Below are 18,819 nucleotides of genomic sequence, written 5' to 3'. Positions count from 1 at the left end.
TAGCGCAGTGATTGTATGTAAATATATGAAACATAGTCGTTTGTGAAAATGGCACGTCGCTTGGCTATACCCTTGTACTACCCATAGCAGGCTGCCCAAAACCGGACACACCTTCTTCCACTAGCCTTCCACACTCTCTTCTCCGCCATATAATGGAAAACATTCTGACCCCAACCGTGGCCCGGCCACACGCCAACGGTGCCGCAGTAGCCACCGCTCAGCCGGTTATTCAGCTGCGCGACATTGAGAAAATCTACCAGACCAAAACCATTGAAACGGTTGCCCTCAACCGCGTTAACCTGACTGTCAACAAGGGCGAGTTTGTGTCGATTATGGGGCCCTCGGGCTGCGGAAAATCCACGCTGCTCAGCATTATGGGGCTGCTGGATGAGCCCACTGCCGGGGTAATTGAGCTGGATGGCCGCCCGGTGCAGTCCTACTCCGATAAGGAGCTGGCCTCATTACGCAACCACAAAATCGGGTTTGTCTTCCAGAGCTACCACCTCATCAACGACCTCTCGGTACTGGATAACGTGGAGCTGCCCCTGCTGTACCGGCCCGGAGTAGGCGGCAAGGAGCGCCGGCAGCGGGCCTACGCCGCCCTCGATAAAGTAGGCCTGAGCGCCCGCACCGGCCACTTCCCCAGCCAGCTCTCGGGCGGGCAGCGCCAGCGCGTGGCCATTGCCCGGGCTCTGGCCGGCCGCCCCGAAATTATCCTGGCCGACGAACCCACCGGCAACCTCGACTCGGTAATGGGGGAGGAGATCATGGCGCTGCTGCTTAACCTTAACCGCCAGGAGGGCACCACCATTGTGATGGTAACCCACGATGAGCAGCAGGCCCACAAAACGCAGCGCCTCATCCGCTTCTTCGACGGTAGCCAGGTCAGCTAGGCTTGAGTTACCAGTTACCAGTTTCGAGTTGCCAGTCTGTTCAGGATTTTCCTTCTGCTATGAAAACGCTTGCCTTTCCACTTTCTGATACTGATTTGGTAGCTGCCTGCCGCCAGGGGAATGCCGCTGCCCAGGAACAATTGTACCAGCGGTTCGCGCCCCGCATGCTGGCCTTGTGCCTGCGGTATTTGCGCCACGAGTTTGATGCCGAAGATGTGCTGGCCCGGGGCTTTGTGAAGGTATTTCGGGGGCTGGAGCAGTATGCGGGCACCGGCAGCCTGGCCGGGTGGGTGCGCCGCATACTGGTGCACGAGTGCCTGAGCCACCTCCGCCGCCGCGAGAGCCTTACGCTTAGCCTGGAGGATTGCTACACCGGCCATTTGGCCACGGAGCAACCTTCCGCCGATGTGGAACTCCAGGCCGCCGACCTGCTCTGGCTGGTGCAGCAGCTGCCCGCCGGCTACCGCACCGTGTTCAACCTCTGCGCCCTGGAGGGCTACACCCACCCCGAAGTGGCCGCGCTGCTGGGCATTTCGGAAGGCACCAGCAAGTCGCAGCTGAGCAAGGCCCGCGCCCTGCTGCAGCGGCAGGTAGCGGCGCTGCATTCTTCTCTCCCCACTTCCTATTCCTACGCTCATGTTGCTTAGCCACCTCAAAATTGCCTGGAAGGTGCTGCTGCGCCGCAAGTTTTTTACCTTCATCAGCCTGTTCGGCATCAGCTTCACGCTCATGATTCTGCTGGTGGTGTACGCGTTGTACGACCACACCGTGGGGCCGCACACGCCCGAAAAAAAGGTAGACCGCCTGCTGTTCATCAACCGCGCCACCATCCTCCTCAAAAACGACAACGGCACCAACAACGGCACCATCAGTTACAGCTTTCTGGAGCGCTACGTGCGGCCGTTGCGCACCCCGGAGAGGGTTTCCATCAGCACGTATTTCGGCTCTACGGCCGCGTACGTGGGCAACCAGAAGCTGGACGTGGACCTGAAGTACACTGATGGCCAGTTCTGGCAGGTGCTGGATTTCAACTTCGTGGCGGGCCGGCCCTACACCATGCAGGAAGTGCAGAGCGGGGCTCACGTGGCCGTCATCAACGAGCGGACCTGCCGGGCGTATTTTGGTACCACGCGTGACGTGCTGGGCAAAACCATCGAAACCGACCGGGTGCGCTACCAGGTGATTGGGGTGGTGCAGGACGTGCCCGGCATGCGCTTCAACTCCTACGCCGATATGTGGGCCCCCATCAGTACCAGCACCCAGGACGCCAAAGACCCCAACTACTTCGGCAACTGCATGGCCATTGTGCTGGCCCGCACGCCCGCCGACGTAGCCGCCGTGCAGGACGAGTTTAACCGGGTGATGGCCCAGGTACCCGTGCCCAACCCCAGGAATGAAGAGAAGGTCCTCGTGTACGCCGGCACCCTGCTGTCGTCCACGGTGCGCTGGTTCGACAACAACAGCAAGCCCGACGACGGCGTGGCCGAACTCATGGGGAAAGTGGCCCTCGTGACCCTGCTGTTCATGCTGCTGCCGGCCCTCAACCTCATCAACGTCAACGTGAGCCGCATTCTGGAGCGCTCCTCCGAAATCGGGGTGCGGAAGGCCTTTGGAGCCACTTCGGGTACGCTTATCCGGCAGTTTCTGGTCGAAAACGTGTTTCTGACCCTGCTGGGCGGGGTGCTGGGCCTGGTGCTGGCCAGCGTGGTGCTGCACATTATTGATAGCAGCGGCTTTATTCCCTACACTACGCTCAAGCTCAACCCCCGCATTTTCGCGGGCGGGCTGCTGCTGAGTTTGCTGTTCGGGTTGCTGTCGGGTGTGTATCCGGCCTACAAAATGTCGAAGCTGCACACGGTGCAGGCCCTGAAAGGCGGCCGTAACTAATTCCTTCCCTTCTGCTCTGTACCCCTATGATACGCCATCTGTTCACCCTGATCTGGAACCGCAAGCGGGCGAATTTCCTGCTGGTTGCCGAAATCTTCTTTGCCTTCGTGGTGCTGTTTGTGCTGGGCAGCCTGCTGGTGGATAACTACCGCAAATACACCGCCCCGCTGGGCTACAGCTACGAGCACGTGTGGCAGGTGGATATGGACCCCAACGGCCAGCCCATCAGCCGGCAGGACGCCACGTTTCAGCGCCTGATTCAGCACCTGAAAACCCTGCCCGGCGTGCGCAGCGTAGCGGCTACCCGCTCCAATACGCCCTTCTCGTTCAGCGACAGCAGCACCGACTTCAAAGCCGGCTCCCGCACCACCAACAGCGACATTTACAGCGGCGGCGACGAACTGCAGGACGTGCTGAGCCTGGAGCTGGCGGAAGGTCGCTGGTTTACCCGCCGCGACGAAGCGGCCGCGCATCCGCCCCTGGTCATCTCCCAAGAAGCTCGCCAGGCCCTGTTTGCCGACGGGCCGGCCGTGGGCCAAATCGTGCGGGGCATGGATGACAAGGAGTTTCAGGTGATTGGGGTACTCGCGTCGTCGTACCGCGGCCGGGGCGAGTTTCAGGAGCTGGCGCCGGCCATCTTCCGACGCAGCGAAAGTCTGGTAGACCCCAACGACTCGGCCAATTTCGACCAGCCCCGGCTGCTAATCCGGGTGCAGCCTACCGCCACCGCCGAGCTGGAGCAGCGCCTCACCAAGGAAGTTGCGGCCGTTACGGGCGGCTGGAAAGCCACCGTGACTACCCTGCCCGAACAGCGTACTACCCGCATGAAGTTTGCGCTGGCTCCTATGGGCGGCATGGTGCTGGTGTGCGGCTTCCTGATTTTCAACGTGGCCCTGGGGCTGTTCGGGGTGCTGTGGTACAACATCAGCCAGCGCCGCGCCGAAATTGGGCTGCGCCGCGCTATCGGGGCCACCGGCCGCCGCATCAGTGGGCAGTTTCTGGGCGAAATCCTGGTGGTCACCACCTTCGGGCTGGTGCTGGGGCTGGCCATTGCGGCGCAGTTTCCGCTGCTGGGCGTGATGGGCATCCGGCTGCCGGTGTACCTGACCAGCATGGCCCTGGCTACCGTGCTTATTTACGTGCTGACGGCCATTTGCGCCCTTTACCCAAGCATGTTGGCCGCCCAGATCCGCCCGGCTGTGGCCCTGCGGGAGGAGTAGCCTGGCTGACCGAATCAGTTATCTAAAAAGGCTAACCAGTTCGGGGCCGACCCGAACTGGTTGGCCAAAAATGCGAACCAGTTCGGGGCGGCCCCGAACTGGTTAACCAAAAAAACGAACTGGTTCAGGTCAGGAATGAACTGATTCGCGACAAAAACGAACTGGTTGGCAGCTGAGTCAAACCAGTTGCCTAAAAGGGCCAACGGACAGGCTTGCGGTGGCTCCGGTCCGGCGGGCGCAGCCCGTCGGGCCGGTTGAAGCCCGCTGATGTTGCTGCGGGCGGTGGCTTGGCTGCTGCGGTGGCGCGCGTCGTCGTTCGGGTATTGTCGTTCGGGTGTCAGCGTACGTCAACCGGCCTGACGGACCGGGGCCTCCGTCGGATACCGTTGAAATTTCCGTCCTTCGCCTCGCCTTATGATTCTGATTATCGACGATGATGTAGCCGTGCGCACTTCGCTGCGGCTGCTGCTCAAGCAACACGGCTACGCCACCGAGGCGGTAGCCACGCCGGAAGCGGCTTTGCAGGTGGTAACGGCCACCCCGCCCGAGCTGATGCTCATGGATATGAACTACGAGCTGGATACCTCCGGCCGCGACGGCCTGCGGCTGCTGGCCCAGGTGAAGCGCCTGGCCCCGGCCGTGCCCGTCATCCTGATAACCGGCTGGGGCAGCATTGCCCTGGCCGTGGAGGGCATGAAGGCCGGGGCCGCCGAGTTCATCACCAAGCCCTGGCAGAACGACTCCCTGCTGCAAACCATCCGCACCATTCTGGCCCTGCGGGAGCCCGAGGCCGAAACCGACCCCGCTGCCCTCTCGCGCCGGCAGCTGGACAAGCAGTACGAGCTGCGCAACATTGTGGGCCAGGATGCCCGCCTGCTGCAGGTGCTGCGCAACGTGGGGCAGGTGGCGGCCACCGATGCCTCGGTGCTCATTGAGGGCGAATCGGGGACGGGCAAGGAGCTGATTGCCGAGGCTGTGCACCAGAACAGCCAGCGCCGCCGCCAGCCCTTCGTGAAGGTGAACCTGGGCGGCATTTCTGCTTCCTTGTTTGAGAGTGAGATGTTTGGGCACCGGCGCGGGGCTTTCACCGATGCCAAAACCGACCGGGTGGGCCGCTTCGAGCTGGCCAACGGCGGCACCATCTTCCTGGATGAAATCGGGGAGTTGGACCTGAGTAGCCAGGTGAAGCTGCTGCGGGTGCTGCAGGACCGCACCTACGAGGTGCTGGGTGATAGTAAGCCGCGCCGCCTGGATATCCGCGTTATCTGCGCCACCAACCGCAACCTGGCCGAAATGGTGCAGCAGGGCCGCTTCCGCGAGGATTTGTTTTACCGCATCAACCTGATAACCGTGCGCCTGCCCGCCCTGCGGGAGCGGCCCCAGGATATTCCGCTGCTGGTGCAGCACTTCGTGGATGGGCTGCGCGCCACCTACAACCGCCCCGCCCTGAAGGTGAACACCCGGGCTATGCACTGGCTACAGGAGCAACCCTTGCCCGGCAACATTCGGGAGTTGAAAAACCTGGTGGAGCGGGCCGTGCTGGTATCGGGTAAGGATGAGTTGGGTCCCGACGACTTCCAGGCCCAGTTCCAGCGCCAGGCTCCGCGCCCCGCCGAAGCCGGCGAGCTGCCCGAGCCTGGCACCATCACCCTCGATGAGCTGGAAGCCCAGATGATTAAGCGAACCCTGGAGCATTACAACGGCAACATCAGCCGCGTGGCCAAAGCCCTGGGCCTGAGCCGGGGAGCGTTGTACCGGAGGCTGGAGAAATACGCCATTCCATTTGATGCAGAGTAGGAAATAGATACTTGCCCGTCATACAGAGCGGAGCGACGCATCCCGCGTGCTGATGTCAGAAATAGCTCTGCACCAGCAGTACGTGAGATGCGTCGCTCCGCTCTGTATGACGTTCTTTTGCTTGCTACTTATAGCCCCTAACGCCTCAAAATACATGACCCTGCGCACCAAGTTTCTGCTGTTTGTCGTCATTATTCATGCCGTGCTGATTGTGCTGGCGGGGCAGGTGATGCGCACGAATGCGCCGCTGTTTGTGGGGTTGGAAGTGCTGCTGCTGGGCAGCATCTGGCTAACGGTGCAGCTATACCGGGGCTTTGTGCGGCCGTTTCAGCTGATAGCGGCGGGCACGGAGGCCATTCGGGCTCGGGACTTCTCCATGAAATTCGTGCCCGTGGGCCAGCACGAAATGGACCAGCTCATTGGGGTGTACAACCACATGATTGACGAGCTGCGCAAGGAGCGCGTTACGCAGCACGAGAAAAGCTACCTGCTTGAAAGCCTGATTCAGGCCTCACCGGCGGGGGTGCTGCTGCTCTCCTTTGATGGCCGCATTGAGGGCGTAAACCCGGCTGCTGAGCGTATTTTGGCCCAATCTTCGGCTGAGTTGCTGGGCCGGCAACCGGTTGAGGTGCCGGGCCACTGGGGGCCGGCTCTGGTTACGCTCACGGATGAGGAGCCGCGCGTAGTGCAGCTCTCGGGGCTGCAAACCTACCGGGCCAGTTGCTCCCGGTTTATTGACCGGGGCTTTCAGCGGCGGTTTATTGTGCTGGAGGAGCTGACCCAGGAGCTGATTCGACAGGAGAAAAAGGCGTATGAAAAGCTGATCCGGATGATGTCGCACGAGGTGAACAACTCCATTGGGGCCATCAACTCGCTGCTGCAGAGCTTCCATTACTATGCTCCCCAGCTTACCCCCGACGACCAGCCCGATTTCCGGGAGGCGCTGGACGTGGCTATCAACCGCAACACCCACCTGGCCAACTTCACGGCGGGTTTCGCCAATTTGGTGCGCCTGCCGCCCCCGCAGCCCCAGCTTACCAACGTGCACGAGCTGCTGCGCGCCACCGAGCGGTTGCTGCACGTGCAGGCGGAGCGCCGCCGCATTCGGTGGCACTGGCACCTAGCCCCCGAGCCGTTGGTGGCAACTCTCGACCCTCTACAGTTGGAGCAGGCATTGCTGAACATCTGTAAAAATGCCCAGGAAGCCATTCATGAGGATGGCAATCTATGGGTGCATACCAGCCTCAACCCGCCCAGCATCTGTATCGAAAACGATGGCCCCAGCATCGAGCCTGAAGTGCAGCAGCGGCTGTTTACACCTTTCTTCAGCACCAAGCGCGACGGCCAGGGTATCGGCCTCACCCTCATCCGCGACATTCTGCTGCAACATAATTTCCGGTTTCAGTTGGCAACCCAGGAAAACGGCCGCACCGCCTTCACTATTTGGTTGTAGCACCACACAAAAAGGCCCGACTGCAGTGAGCAGTCAGGCCTTTTTGTGTGGGTGAGTTGTCTTACAACAGCTCTAGCCGGCGCGTTTCCTTGCCGCAGCGCACGAAATACATTCCGGCGGGTAGGATAGGTAGTTGCAGCCCTGCTGCCTCGTACGTGGGCCGGGCGTTGGGCACTACTAAACGGCCCAGCGCATCAAACACCTGCACCGGGGCATTGGCGGGGAGGCCAGTGGCCCACACGGTGCCTTGGCTGGGATTGGGCCAGATGGTGAAATTACCCGCCGAGTTTTGGGCGGCATCGTGGATGTTGGCTACGAACAATCGGCTGGCGTAGTACTCCCGCACGTACACCCCGCCACCGGGCAGCACCGTCGGGCCAAGTTTCAGCTCGGGGCCCTGGAAATAGCCGGCCACGCGCAGGTCACCGTTGGGAGCCGTAGTAACGGCAAAGGGAAAATCGTCGCCGGAGCCACCGCCGTTCAGCGCCCAGCGCCATTGCCCGGTGGTGTCCAGCTGCGCCACAAACACATCGGCCTTTCCCCGGTTTCGCAGCGTGGGCAAGGAGCCTGCGCCCAGCTGCGGACTAGTAAAGCTGCCGGTTACCGTGAGGCCACCATTCGAGTCCAGGGCCAGGTCCAGCCCGGTATCGGTGCCGGTGCCGGTGAAGCGGCGGGCCCATTGCCAAACGCCCTCGGAGGAAAGCTTGCCTACCAGGGCATCGGTGCCGGTAGAAGCAGATGGCAGCGAGATGGGGCCGATAGAGGCCTGCTGCCCCCGGATACTGCCCGTTAGGTAACAGGCACCCGCAGCATTTACCACCAAACCCTGGCAGCCGGATGCCCCATTGCCGCTGCGCACCGCCCAATCCCACCGGCCGTACCGGCCATCCAGCCGCGCCACAAACAGTCGGTCCATGCTGCCACCGCCTTGTAGGGCAATTTGGTCGAAGTGGGGCGCTTCGCCGTTGAAGGTGCCAGCCACATACACATTGCCCGCGGCATCCAGCCCCACAGCATTACCGAAGTCGTACCCGTACTGGTCGTTCACCACCCGGGCCCACTGCCATTCACCAGCAGCGTCCAGCTTGGCCACGAAGGCGTTGTAGTTGAAGCTGCGGAGGGGATGATAGCCAAACGCAATGCTACTGCCCAGCATGCTGCCCGTAACGTAAGCATTGCCCGCCGCATCTACGGTTAAGGCGCGGGGGTATACAAAGTTGCTTGCGGTGCCGCCAGCCGCCGAAACGCGCTCAAAACGGCCATCGGCATTAAGGCGGGCTAGAAACAGACTGGGCCCGTTGCTGCTGTTTTGGTAGGGTAGGGCACCGAAGGTGGCAGTGTAGCTTGCCGTGTGCCCCGTGATGTACAGACGGCCACTGGCGTCGCGGGCAATGGCCATGCTAACGTCATCACCGGGGCCACCGGCTTGCACGGCCCACGCATAAGAACCGTCGGGCGCAAGTTTCGCTACAAAAATATCGTCGGAGCTTGTAACCGAAGTAAGCGTGGAGGGCCCCAGCGTGAGCGTGCCCCGAAAGCTGCCGGTCACGTAGGTGTTGCCATTAGCATCCGTAACAGCATGTAGCGCCTGCGCCTGATCGGTGGAAGTGACGGGCTGCGGGCCGGTAACCGCCCAGTTGAAACCCGGTACCTGCGCCCGGAGCGAGCCGCTGGTAGCCAGCAGCATAATCAACAGAGAACCACAGTAGCGTAAGGTTTTTTGCATGCAACAGTGAATAGAGAAGAGAAATAAGAGAGACTAAAAAGCAAAGAGCCGACGCACTGGTGGCGCCGGCTCCGAGGCTGCTAAAATCGTGCTATTTTCGTTTAACCGGGGCTTTACCGGGCTGCCGGGCCGGGGCTGGCCGGTTGGTAGGCGCGGCTCCGTCGCTCACAATCTGGCCGTTGCGGTAGGTTTTCTTCTCCTGCACTGTTTTGCCATCGGGCCCAAAGTAGCTCCACACGCCCGATTCTTTGCCGTTGCGGAAGAAGCCGCTGATGGCCAGCGTACCATCTTCGCGCAGCTCCCGGTAGGCGCCGGTTTTCAGGCCTTTCACATAGGTCGTTTCCTTATTGAGCTTGCCTGAAGGGTAAAACTCCTGACCCAGCCCGGTGGGTTTGCCCGCCTCGTACAGCAGCTTGCTTTGCACCGTGCCGGTAGGGTAGTAGCTGAGTTTTTCGCCGGCCAGCTTACCGTTGGTGTAGGTTTCCTGCGAAGCTACCTGCTTACCGCCCGGATGAAAGGTGCGCCATTGGCCCACGGGCACCCCATTTTTAAACTGCTGCTCGGCCTTGGCAGTACCATCCTCATAGTACTGGGTAATCTTCCGGTCCCGGCCCTGGTTGGCGTACTCAATCTTCTGCTCCGACTTGCCCGACTCGTAATAATCTTGCTGCGTGCCCACCAGTACACCCTGACGGTACGTCTGGGTGCTTTTCACGGCCCCGCTTTCGTAGTAGGATTTGGCTGGCCCATCAAGGTTGCTAGTGCCGCCGGCCAGGCTTTTGGCCTGCTTGGTGAGGTCGTCAGCCAGCGGATTCTTCACGGCCCGGCCTACCAAAGTAGCCGGTGCGTAGGTGCCTTCGGTGCGCAGCTTGCCCGAGCGGTAGTAGCTGCGGTAGCTTCCTTTGCCGCTCTTATCAGCCTGCACGTCGGTTTCCAACTGGCCGTTGTCGTAGTACGTTTTGTAGGGGCCGGCCAACAACCCTTTGCTGAAAGTGCCTTCGCTCTGCAGCTGGCCGTTTTCGAAGTAGGTTTTTACCGGTCCGGTGGCCTGCCCATTCTGATAAGTGATTTCCGCGCGGGGCTTTCCCGAGGGATACAGCTCCCGGATAACGCCGGCCGGCTGCCCGTTGCTGAGCGTGGTTTCCAGCTTGATTTCGCCGTTGGGGTGGTAGTAGCGCAGCGTGCCGGTGGGCTGGTCGTTGTCGTAGGTGCCCTCCTGCGCCAGCTTGCCGTTGTCGTAGTAGGTTTTGAACGGGCCCTGGCGCTGACCATCTTGGTAGGTCACCTCCAGCCGTCGGCCACCGTTGGGGTGAAATTCCACGTAAGCTGAGTCCCGCTTGCCGTCTCGGAAGCTGGTTTGCGACTCCAGCTTGCCCGAGCGGTAAAACCGCTTGTAGGTGCCCTGCATCACGGTGTCGGCCCCCACCAGCGCCGAATAGATTTCGCGCCGTTGCGCGTTGGTAGAGTCGTAATACGTGGTGAAGCGTCGCAGCTTCTGCGCTTGGGCCGTGGCCGCCGATAGCAGCAGCAAGGCCAACATCATTCGTTTCATAGGTGCAAGAACGGGCTAATTCAGGAAGTAGTATTTCGCGGGGGAGCGAAGCCGAGAGCATCGGGTTAGGTAAATGCGCCTGGCCACCGCCGCGAAACCTGCGTCCTGTGCAAGCAAAAGCCCTGCCGCATCCAGTGCGGCAGGGCTTTTAAACAGTGCGGTGTGCGTGCCGGAATTATAGCTTCTCAACTACCAGCGAGCTAGCGCCGCCGCCACCGTTGCAGATGCCGGTAACGCCAATTTTGCCACCTTCATTCTGCAGCACGTTTACCAGCGTGGTTACGATGCGGGCCCCGGAAGCACCCAGCGGGTGACCCAGGCTCACAGCGCCGCCGTACACGTTCACCTTATCGCCTTCCAGGTTTAGCAGCTTGTTGTTAGCCAACGATACTACTGAGAAAGCCTCGTTGATTTCGTAGAAATCCACTTCCGAAGCTTCTACACCAGCGTTTTTCAAGGCCTTCGGAATAGCCAGCGAAGGAGTAGTGGTGAACCACTCGGGAGCCTGCTCGGCATCCGCAAAGCCGCGGATGCGGGCCAGCGGCTTTACGCCCAGCTCCTCGGCCTTCTCGCGGCTCATCAGCAGCACGGCAGCGGCGCCATCGTTGAGGGTAGAGGCATTGGCCGCAGTTACAGTGCCTTCCTTGCCGAAGGCAGGCTTAAGGCCAGCAAACTTGGCAAAGTCAGCCTTCGTGTACTCCTCGTCGTCGCTGATAACGGTTTCCTTGCCGCGCACCGAAATTGTCACGGGCACAATTTCGTCCTTCTTCTTACCAGCTTGGGCTGCGGCGGCACTCCGCTCGTAGCTCTGCTGAGCAAAAGCGTCCTGCTCCTCGCGGGTGATGCCGTAGTGCGTGGCCGTGCGGTCAGCCGCTACGCCCATGGCAAAGTCGTGGTACGGGTCCCAGAGGCCGTCCTTCATCAGGCCGTCAATCATTTGGCCGTGGCCGTACTTGGCCCCGAAACGGGCTTTATCGAGGTAATATGGCACGTTCGACATGCTCTCCATCCCACCGGCCAGCACCACGTCGGCCTGGCCCAGCATGATGGCCTGCGCGCCGAACATGATAGCCTTGGTGCCCGAAGCGCACACTTTATTCACCGTGGTGCACTCCACCGTATCGGGCAGGCCAGCTTTTTTGGCGGCCTGGCGGGCTGGGGCTTGGCCCAGGTTAGCGGAAATTACGTTGCCCATAATCACCTGCTGCACCTCTTTGCCGTCAACACCGGCCTTTTCCAGCGCACCTTTCAGGGCAATAGCACCCAGTTCCGTGGCCGACAACGACGACAGGCTGCCGCCAAACGAACCGATGGGCGTGCGCACGGCGGCCACAATTACTACTTCTTTAATCTGCATGAGTTGGTTGGGTGGGAATGAGTGAAATCGGGGAGTAAAGGTAAAAAGGTTTAGGGGGATGGCCTTGGGAAGCCGAAAACCTGTAAAGCTAGTGCCGTAACTTTCTTGGTAAACGACGCGCACAGAAGCTCCGCTACCAGCCGGGGCGGTCTTTTGAAGCTGGTTTGCTGGCTTTGCGCGGCAGTTGCTGCAGGTATTGCTGCTCAGTGGCTTGCAGGGCCTCCAGCAGCTGCCGGGCTTGGCCGGTACTCAGATTCATTTGCTGCAGGCGGGCCTGCTGCGTTTGCAGGTTCGCTTCCGCGTTGGAGGCCGCCTCGGTGCCCCCGCGTCGGCTGGTGCCGCCCGTAGCCTCGGGTCCGGTCTCGGCGTCGCTCAGGCCCAGCGTATTACCTGGCTCGGTGCCGCGAGCCACGGAGCGGGACGCTCCAGCGCCAAGCCGGAATCCGCCCTGCGCGGCCTGGCCTGGCTGGTTCGAGGGCTGGTTTGGGTCAGTTTGCCCGGTAGCTTTGGGCTGGCTTGCCGCCGCAGCCTGAGAGGCTGGTTGCGGCGCGCTACTCTGGCCCGGTGAAGTAGAGCCAGCTTTGCTGCCCCCGTCTGACGAGGCAGGCTGGTTGGGGTTTCCATCGGTGCCCGGTGGGGGAGGGGGCGGTAGCTGGGGCTGCCGCAGCAAGCCGCGCAGCAGTTCATAGTTGTACCGGGCGGCAGTATTGGTTGGGTTGGCCACCAAGGCTTGCCGGCAGAGGCCGGCGGCTTGGGCGTAGTCGGCTTTGGCGGCGGCAATAACGGCCAGTTGCTGGAACGCCACACTGCGGATGCTCCCGGCGCTATTTGTGGTAAGGCGACTGTAGTAGCCGCGCGCCTCGGCGGGGCGGCCGGCCCGGAGCGTGGCGTGGGCCAGGTTAAGCAAAATATCAGACTCCGGCTCCCGATCCATTTGCGCGGCAGTTCGGTAGGCAGCGGCGGCCTCGCTCCAGTGCTGGCGGGCATAGGCGGCAGCCCCGCGCTGTACCGCCTCATTCCGGTCGTGAATCCGAAACAAGCCTTGCCCCGCGCCCAGCAGCAACGCACCCAGCAGCGCCACATTTTTCATGGCCGAATGACTTTGACAGTAAGTACTACATCCAACGCCAGCAGCAGCAGGGCCAGCAGCAGCGGATACCGGTACCGGTTGTCCGCCACCGATACCGTGCGCACCTGCTGCATCAGGCCTTCTACCCGGTTCAGGGCGTTCAGCAGCAGCGGAAACTCATTGCGCTGATCCGATAACTCAAAAAACTGCCCCCCGGTTTGCTCGGCCAACTGCCGCAGGGGTGGGGTTACCAGTTTGGTTACCGCATCCCGGCCCCGGGAGTCCCGCACGTAGCCGCGCCCCCCCGACTGCGGAATCCGGCTGCCTTCAGTGGTGCCAACTCCCACGGTGAATACCCGTGCCCCCGAGCGGGCCAGCACCCGCACCGTGGGCTCCAGGTTCTCGCCAAAATCCTCCCCGTCCGTTACTAGTACAATAGCGGTGGTGCGGGGTGGGGTAGTGGCCCCCGTGGTGGTCGAAATAGTAGCTAGGCGGGTAAGCGCCAATTCAAGCGGCGGTACCAAATCAGTACTGCCCGGCGGCACCAACGACGTTTTCAGGGTGCTCACAAACAGCTGTAGGGCGGCTTGGTCGTAGGTGAGGGGGCACTGCACGTAGGCTTCGCCCGCAAACACAATCAGGCCCAGGCGGTCGGCCGGGAAGCGGCTGATTAGGGTGGTCAACTCTGCCTGTACTTTTTGCAGCCGGGTTGGGGCCACATCGGGCGCATCCATGGAACGCGACAAATCGACCAGCAGCCACACATCCTTGCCGGCCGTGCGCACGGGTGTTTCGGTGAGGCCATAGGCAGGGCCCCATAGAGCTACGCCCAGCAACCCCAGATACAGCAGCCGCAGCAGCAGTTTCCAGCCCAGTGGCCACCCCGTTTGGTGCAGCGGCGCGGCCAACCGGCGGGTACGCAGGCCGTATCCGAGGTATAGCAGAAAAAAAAGTAAGGCGGCCACACCCTCAAACCAGGTTGGCTGATATGCCCAATTTAGCACGAGGGTAACTTCTTCATGATCAAAATGCAACCCGTTGTTAAGGCCGGTCAGCTAAACCTGTTTGAAGGGCTCAGGCAAGTCACAGAGCGGGATTTGCAACGGCAAGATGGAAGATATTTTTTTCTGAAAAGAGTTGTTTCTCCATTCTACTTGTATATTTGCACACCTTTCAGCCGGAAAGGATGCCATCTGGAGAGGTGGGTGAGTGGCTTAAACCAGTAGTTTGCTAAACTGCCGAAGACCTAAAGTTTTCCGGGGGTTCGAATCCCCCCCTCTCCGCATTTATTATTCTGAGTTATGAATGTTGAAGTATGAATCAGCTATTCATAGTTCGCAGTTCATAACTCAGATTTTTTTTCGGGGTGTAGCGTAGCCCGGTATCGCGCCTGCTTTGGGAGCAGGAGGCCGCAGGTTCGAATCCTGCCACCCCGACGCAAAGAAGCCGTTTGCCCACCACTTGGGTGGACGGCTTTTGTGTTTCTGCTCCCGTAGCTCAGCTGGATAGAGCAGCTGCCTTCTAAGCAGCCGGTCGCACGTTCGAATCGTGCCGGGGGTACACTGTTAATCAGCCACTTAGTTTCGTTGCTAAGTGGCTTTTTTGTTGGCGGTTTCGGCAGGATGCAAGTTGTTTGGCCTTTTCTTGGTGCCACCGGCTTCAGCTTGTGGCCAGGTAGTTTAGCCCAGTGAGCCAGCTCGGAAAGCAGATTACGTAGGGTTTAGACAACCCTTGCCAGGTAACTCTCCGTTAGCTATAGTAAGCGGCGTGTTTGTGGATACAATGGGGCTAGTCGCCGGTAGTTGGGCTTTTTTCCTTACAGCTATCCGTGTACCTTCCTGCAATTTTGGTCTTGCCAATTCCTTTTCCAGATGAAAAAACTCTTACTCACGCTCACGGCTGCATTGTCAGTGAGCATGGCTGCCCAGGCGCAATGGGTGCTACAGCCCTTCTCCTTTGCCCCCGACGGCAACCTGGCGCAGATAGATGCCGTGGATGATAACACGGCCTGGGCCTTATCAGACCCCTATTTCACGGGTGAGTATACTAACCAGGTAGCGCGTACTTTTGATGGAGGGCAAAACTGGACGGTGCTGACGGTTGCCCAGGTAGATACTGCTACCGAAAGCATTGAGTGCCTTTCGGCCGTAAGCGCTACTACGGCGTGGGTGGCTACCCTGAGCGATGTACTGGGCGGCCGGGTGCTGAAAACAACAAACGGCGGCAGCACGTGGACGGTGCAGAGTACCTCCACTATGTTCCAGGGCAACCGCAGCTACCCAAACGCTATTCACTTCTTCAACTCCAATGATGGCGTAGTAATGGGCGACCCGGCCGAGACCGGGCAGGCCATGGAAATCTACTACACTTCTAACGGCGGCACCACTTGGACACGCGCTGCCAATGTGCCGGTAGGTACGGCCAACGAGTTTGGTACGATAGCACTGCCGGCAGTGGCGGGCAATTCCATCTGGATTCCGAATAACAAGGGCGACATTTTCCGCTCCACGGATAAAGGTGTCACTTGGACGGTTTCTCGGAAGGTAGCATCCACTGAAATCGAAACGCTGGCTTTCCGGGATACACAAAACGGCCTTGCGTTGATCAGTGACCAAAATTCTACCAACCACCTGCTTTATCGTTCAACCGATGGGGGCGTTACGTGGAGCCAACTGAACTATACCGGGCAACTGCGCGGGTTTGCGCTGGACAATGTGCCTGGTACCGGCAATTTCATTTCGGTAGGCATAAACTTTGGAAATAATGATGCCGGCTCTTCCTACAGCCGCGACAATGGTCAGACCTGGACCAGCATCGAAACCAGTTTCAACCATTTCAATATAGATGCCGCCTCCGCCACGGCCGTGTGGACGGGTGCCATTGGGCTTAACGCGGCCGGAGACCCGGTGGGGCTAGGGGCGGGCAAACTCACCAGTACGGTGCTGCCAACCCGCGAGGCAACGGCTGTTCTGGGCGGTAGCTTGGCCCCTAACCCCAGCGTAGGTGGCGTGTTTCGGGTGCAGTGGCCCGTCGTTGCACACAAAGGAGTACTTACGCTAACGGTGACGGACGCCGTAGGCCGGGAAGTGCTGCGCCGTACGCTGGAGAACACCCGCACTGGCGAGGCTACGCTAGATTTAAGCCACGAGAAAGCCGGGTTGTACCAGGTGAAATTGACCTCCGATGCGGGCGTAAGCCACCTCCGGGCTCAGGTACTCTGAATAGCAGATTATACTACCCACAAAACGCCCCCGTTTTCTTCGGAAAACGGGGGCGTTTTTTATAGTCTTTTGCTAAGTTGAAAAGGGCTTGGGGCTGGTAAAAACCGGATTTTTTCGGTATCTTTGCCTACTTACGCACTAAGCGCTGAACCCAACCGCAACATGAGCGAAACCAAAGAAAAGAAAGCCCCTGCTGAGTATTCCGCGAATAGTATTCAGGTACTCGAAGGGCTGGAAGCCGTGCGCAAACGCCCGGCTATGTATATCGGTGATATTGGTATCAAGGGCCTGCACCATCTGGTGTGGGAAGTAGTGGATAACTCCATCGACGAAGCCCTGGCCGGATACTGTGACACCATTCACGTTACCATCAACGAAAACAACTCTATCACCGTCCGTGACAACGGACGTGGTATCCCCGTAGATTTCCACCAGAAGGAAGGCCGTTCGGCCCTGGAGGTGGTAATGACCGTGCTGCACGCCGGCGGTAAGTTCGATAAGGACACCTACAAAGTATCGGGCGGATTGCACGGCGTAGGCGTGAGCTGCGTGAATGCCCTCAGCCAGGACCTTAAAGTAACCGTACGCCGCAACGGCAAAATCTACGAGCAGGAATACAAGATTGGGGCTCCCCAGTACCCGGTACGCGAAATCGGCGAAACCGACGAGCACGGCACCCAGGTAGAGTTCCTGCCCGACGATACCATCTTCACCGAGTCGGTGTACAAGTACGCCACCATTGCCTCGCGTCTGCGCGAGCTGGCCTACCTCAACAAGGGCATTACCATCATCCTCACCGACCGTCGCGAGAAGGGCGAGGACGGTGCGGAGTTCCTGAACGAGACCTTCTACTCGGAAGGTGGCCTGGCCGAATTTGTGCAGTACCTCGACGGCTCGGAGCGCCACGCCCTGATGCCCACGCCCATCCACGTGGTGAGTGAGAAGGGCAACACGCCCGTGGAAGTGGCCCTGCAATACAACGACTCGTACCAGGAGAATATCTTCTCGTACGTAAACAACATCAACACCCACGAGGGCGGCACGCACGTGGCCGGCTTCCGGGCCGCACTTACGCGTACCCTCAAGGCCTACGCCGATAAATCGGGTAAGCTGGAGAAGGCGAAGGTGGAAATTTCGGGTGAAGACTTCCGCGAAGGCCTCACGGCTGTTATTTCAGTGAAGGTAGCCGAGCCCCAGTTTGAGGGGCAGACCAAAACCAAGCTGGGCAACAGCGAGGTGAGCGGTGCGGTAAACACCGTAGTAGGCGAAATTCTGGCGCAGTACCTGGAGGAAAACCCCAAAGAAGCCGGCATAATCGTGGAGAAGGTAATTCTGGCCGCCAAAGCTCGCATTGCTGCCCGTAAAGCCCGCGAGATGGTGCAGCGCAAAACCGTGCTGGGCTCTACCTCGCTGCCCGGCAAGCTGGCCGACTGCTCTGAATCGGACCCCGAAATCTGCGAGATTTACCTAGTAGAAGGTGACTCGGCCGGTGGTACTGCCAAGCAGGGCCGCAACCGCGCCTTCCAGGCCATTCTGCCGCTGCGGGGTAAAATCCTGAACGTGGAGAAGGCCCAGGAGCACCGTATCCTGGAGAACGAGGAAATCCGGAACATGATTACGGCCCTCGGCGTCACGTTCGGGGTACCTGCTGACCCTGAGAAGGGCATTGAGGCCGATGCCAAGGCGCTGAACACGGCCAAGCTGCGCTACCACAAAATCATCATCATGACGGATGCTGATATCGATGGTTCGCACATCCGTACCCTGATTCTGACCTTCTTCTTCCGCTACATGCGCGAGCTGGTGGATCGAGGCTACATCTACATTGCCCTGCCGCCGCTGTATCTGGTGAAGCGTGGCAAGGAGGAACGCTACTGCTGGACCGAGGAGGAACGTGCCCAGGCGCAGGAAGAACTCGGCCGCGGCAAACCCGAAACGGTGAACGTGCAGCGCTACAAAGGGCTGGGCGAGATGAACGCCGAGCAACTCTGGGAAACTACTATGCAGCCAGCCAGCCGTTCGCTCAAGCAGGTAACCGTGGAGTCGGCCGCCGAGGCTGACCACCTGTTCTCCATGCTGATGGGCGACGAGGTAGCTCCCCGTCGTGACTTCATCGAGAAAAACGCCAAATACGCCAAGCTGGACGTGTAACCAGCCTGTCAAGAAGGGCCCGCTGCAAAGCGGGCCCTTTTTTTGTGCTTTCACTTATTTGTATGCGCCAGAACATTTCTTCCGGAGCGCCCTGGGAGGCCATAGTAGGCTACTCCCGAGCCGTGCGCGTGGGCAACGTGGTAGAAGTAGCCGGTACCACTGCCCAGGATGGTGACTCGATAACGGGCACCGATGCGTATGCCCAGGCCGTGCGCGTGCTGCAGAAAATAACAGCGGCCCTGGCCGAAGCCGGCGCTGCGCATGAGCACGTGGTGCGCACCCGTATTTACCTCACCAACATCCAGGACTGGGAGGCCGTGGGGCGGGCGCACGGGGAGGTGTTCGGCCACATCCGGCCGGCCAGCACCATGCTGCAGGTTGCGGCCCTGATTGCCCCCGAATTGCTGGTTGAAATAGAAGCCACGGCTATTATTCCTGAATAAACGTACACCGGAGGGCCGTTTGCTCGTATTTTGCCCGGCCGTTCACTGCC

Annotated in this window: 14 protein-coding genes and 3 tRNA genes; 12 read left to right on the top strand and 5 right to left on the bottom strand. The window is 60.1% G+C overall.

Annotation, left to right across the window (positions count from 1 at the left end):
* The first annotated feature begins 152 nt into the window (after positions 1-152).
* The 6 genes from LF252_RS09215 (at position 153) to LF252_RS09190 (ending at position 7,250) form a co-directional block, all read left to right on the top strand.
* Positions 153-893 (top strand): ABC transporter ATP-binding protein, encoded by a 741-nt coding sequence (locus LF252_RS09215; RefSeq protein ID WP_226269288.1) that lies wholly within the window; start codon positions 153-155, stop codon positions 891-893.
* 59 nt (positions 894-952) lie between these two features.
* Positions 953-1,540: an RNA polymerase sigma factor gene (locus LF252_RS09210; RefSeq protein ID WP_226269287.1), complete on the top strand. Its 588-nt coding sequence runs from the start codon at positions 953-955 to the stop codon at positions 1,538-1,540.
* Positions 1,530-2,780: an ABC transporter permease gene (locus LF252_RS09205; RefSeq protein WP_226269286.1), complete on the top strand. Its 1,251-nt coding sequence runs from the start codon at positions 1,530-1,532 to the stop codon at positions 2,778-2,780. Before LF252_RS09210 ends, LF252_RS09205 begins: the two co-directional genes overlap by 11 nt.
* 26 nt (positions 2,781-2,806) lie before the next feature.
* Positions 2,807-4,000 carry an ABC transporter permease gene (locus LF252_RS09200; protein ID WP_226269285.1) on the top strand — a complete coding sequence of 398 codons (1,194 nt, stop codon included), beginning with the start codon at positions 2,807-2,809 and terminating at the stop codon, positions 3,998-4,000.
* A 414-nt stretch (positions 4,001-4,414) separates the two neighbouring features.
* Positions 4,415-5,797 (top strand): sigma-54-dependent transcriptional regulator, encoded by a 1,383-nt coding sequence (locus LF252_RS09195; protein WP_226269284.1) that lies wholly within the window; start codon positions 4,415-4,417, stop codon positions 5,795-5,797.
* A gap of 154 nt (positions 5,798-5,951) precedes the next feature.
* Positions 5,952-7,250, top strand: coding sequence for a sensor histidine kinase (locus LF252_RS09190; RefSeq protein ID WP_226269283.1), 1,299 nt, complete (start codon positions 5,952-5,954; stop codon positions 7,248-7,250).
* 61 nt (positions 7,251-7,311) lie between these two features.
* Here the strand turns inward: LF252_RS09190 and LF252_RS09185 are convergent, their stop codons facing one another.
* From LF252_RS09185 to LF252_RS09165, 5 genes are all read right to left on the bottom strand, one after another.
* Complete coding sequence (locus LF252_RS09185) at positions 7,312-8,976, bottom strand: T9SS type A sorting domain-containing protein (protein ID WP_226269282.1); 1,665 nt, start codon at positions 8,974-8,976, stop codon at positions 7,312-7,314.
* 91 nt (positions 8,977-9,067) lie between these two features.
* Complete coding sequence (locus LF252_RS09180; RefSeq protein WP_226269281.1) at positions 9,068-10,528, bottom strand: toxin-antitoxin system YwqK family antitoxin; 1,461 nt, start codon at positions 10,526-10,528, stop codon at positions 9,068-9,070.
* Between the two features lie 175 nt (positions 10,529-10,703).
* On the bottom strand, positions 10,704-11,885 hold the full coding sequence (locus LF252_RS09175; protein ID WP_226269280.1) for an acetyl-CoA C-acyltransferase: 1,182 nt from the start codon (positions 11,883-11,885) through the stop codon (positions 10,704-10,706).
* A 133-nt stretch (positions 11,886-12,018) separates the two neighbouring features.
* Complete coding sequence (locus LF252_RS09170; protein WP_226269279.1) at positions 12,019-12,975, bottom strand: hypothetical protein; 957 nt, start codon at positions 12,973-12,975, stop codon at positions 12,019-12,021.
* Complete coding sequence (locus tag LF252_RS09165) at positions 12,972-13,919, bottom strand: VWA domain-containing protein (RefSeq protein WP_226269278.1); 948 nt, start codon at positions 13,917-13,919, stop codon at positions 12,972-12,974. Before LF252_RS09165 ends, LF252_RS09170 begins: the two co-directional genes overlap by 4 nt.
* A gap of 230 nt (positions 13,920-14,149) precedes the next feature.
* Here LF252_RS09165 and LF252_RS09160 point away from each other — a divergent pair.
* The 6 genes from LF252_RS09160 to LF252_RS09135 all read left to right on the top strand — a co-directional run bounded on the left by LF252_RS09160 (position 14,150) and on the right by LF252_RS09135 (position 18,769).
* Positions 14,150-14,237: transfer RNA gene (locus LF252_RS09160), tRNA-Ser, on the top strand.
* Between the two features lie 79 nt (positions 14,238-14,316).
* A tRNA-Pro gene (locus LF252_RS09155) sits at positions 14,317-14,390 on the top strand.
* Between the two features lie 50 nt (positions 14,391-14,440).
* Positions 14,441-14,514 (top strand) — tRNA-Arg (locus tag LF252_RS09150).
* 311 nt (positions 14,515-14,825) lie between these two features.
* A complete protein-coding gene (locus LF252_RS09145) occupies positions 14,826-16,175 on the top strand; it encodes a T9SS type A sorting domain-containing protein (RefSeq protein WP_226269277.1) in 1,350 nt (449 codons plus the stop codon).
* A gap of 162 nt (positions 16,176-16,337) precedes the next feature.
* Positions 16,338-18,326, top strand: a complete 1,989-nt coding sequence (gyrB, locus tag LF252_RS09140) for a DNA topoisomerase (ATP-hydrolyzing) subunit B (RefSeq protein WP_226269276.1) — start codon at positions 16,338-16,340, stop codon at positions 18,324-18,326.
* Between the two features lie 62 nt (positions 18,327-18,388).
* Positions 18,389-18,769, top strand: a complete 381-nt coding sequence (locus LF252_RS09135; RefSeq protein ID WP_226269275.1) for a RidA family protein — start codon at positions 18,389-18,391, stop codon at positions 18,767-18,769.
* Positions 18,770-18,819: the final 50 nt, after the last annotated feature.

This window comes from Hymenobacter pini, assembly GCF_020421205.1.
Lineage (GTDB): Bacteria > Bacteroidota > Bacteroidia > Cytophagales > Hymenobacteraceae > Hymenobacter > Hymenobacter pini.
Note: the sequence above shows the minus strand (reverse complement) of the source record. Positions and strands in the feature narration are given on the sequence as shown.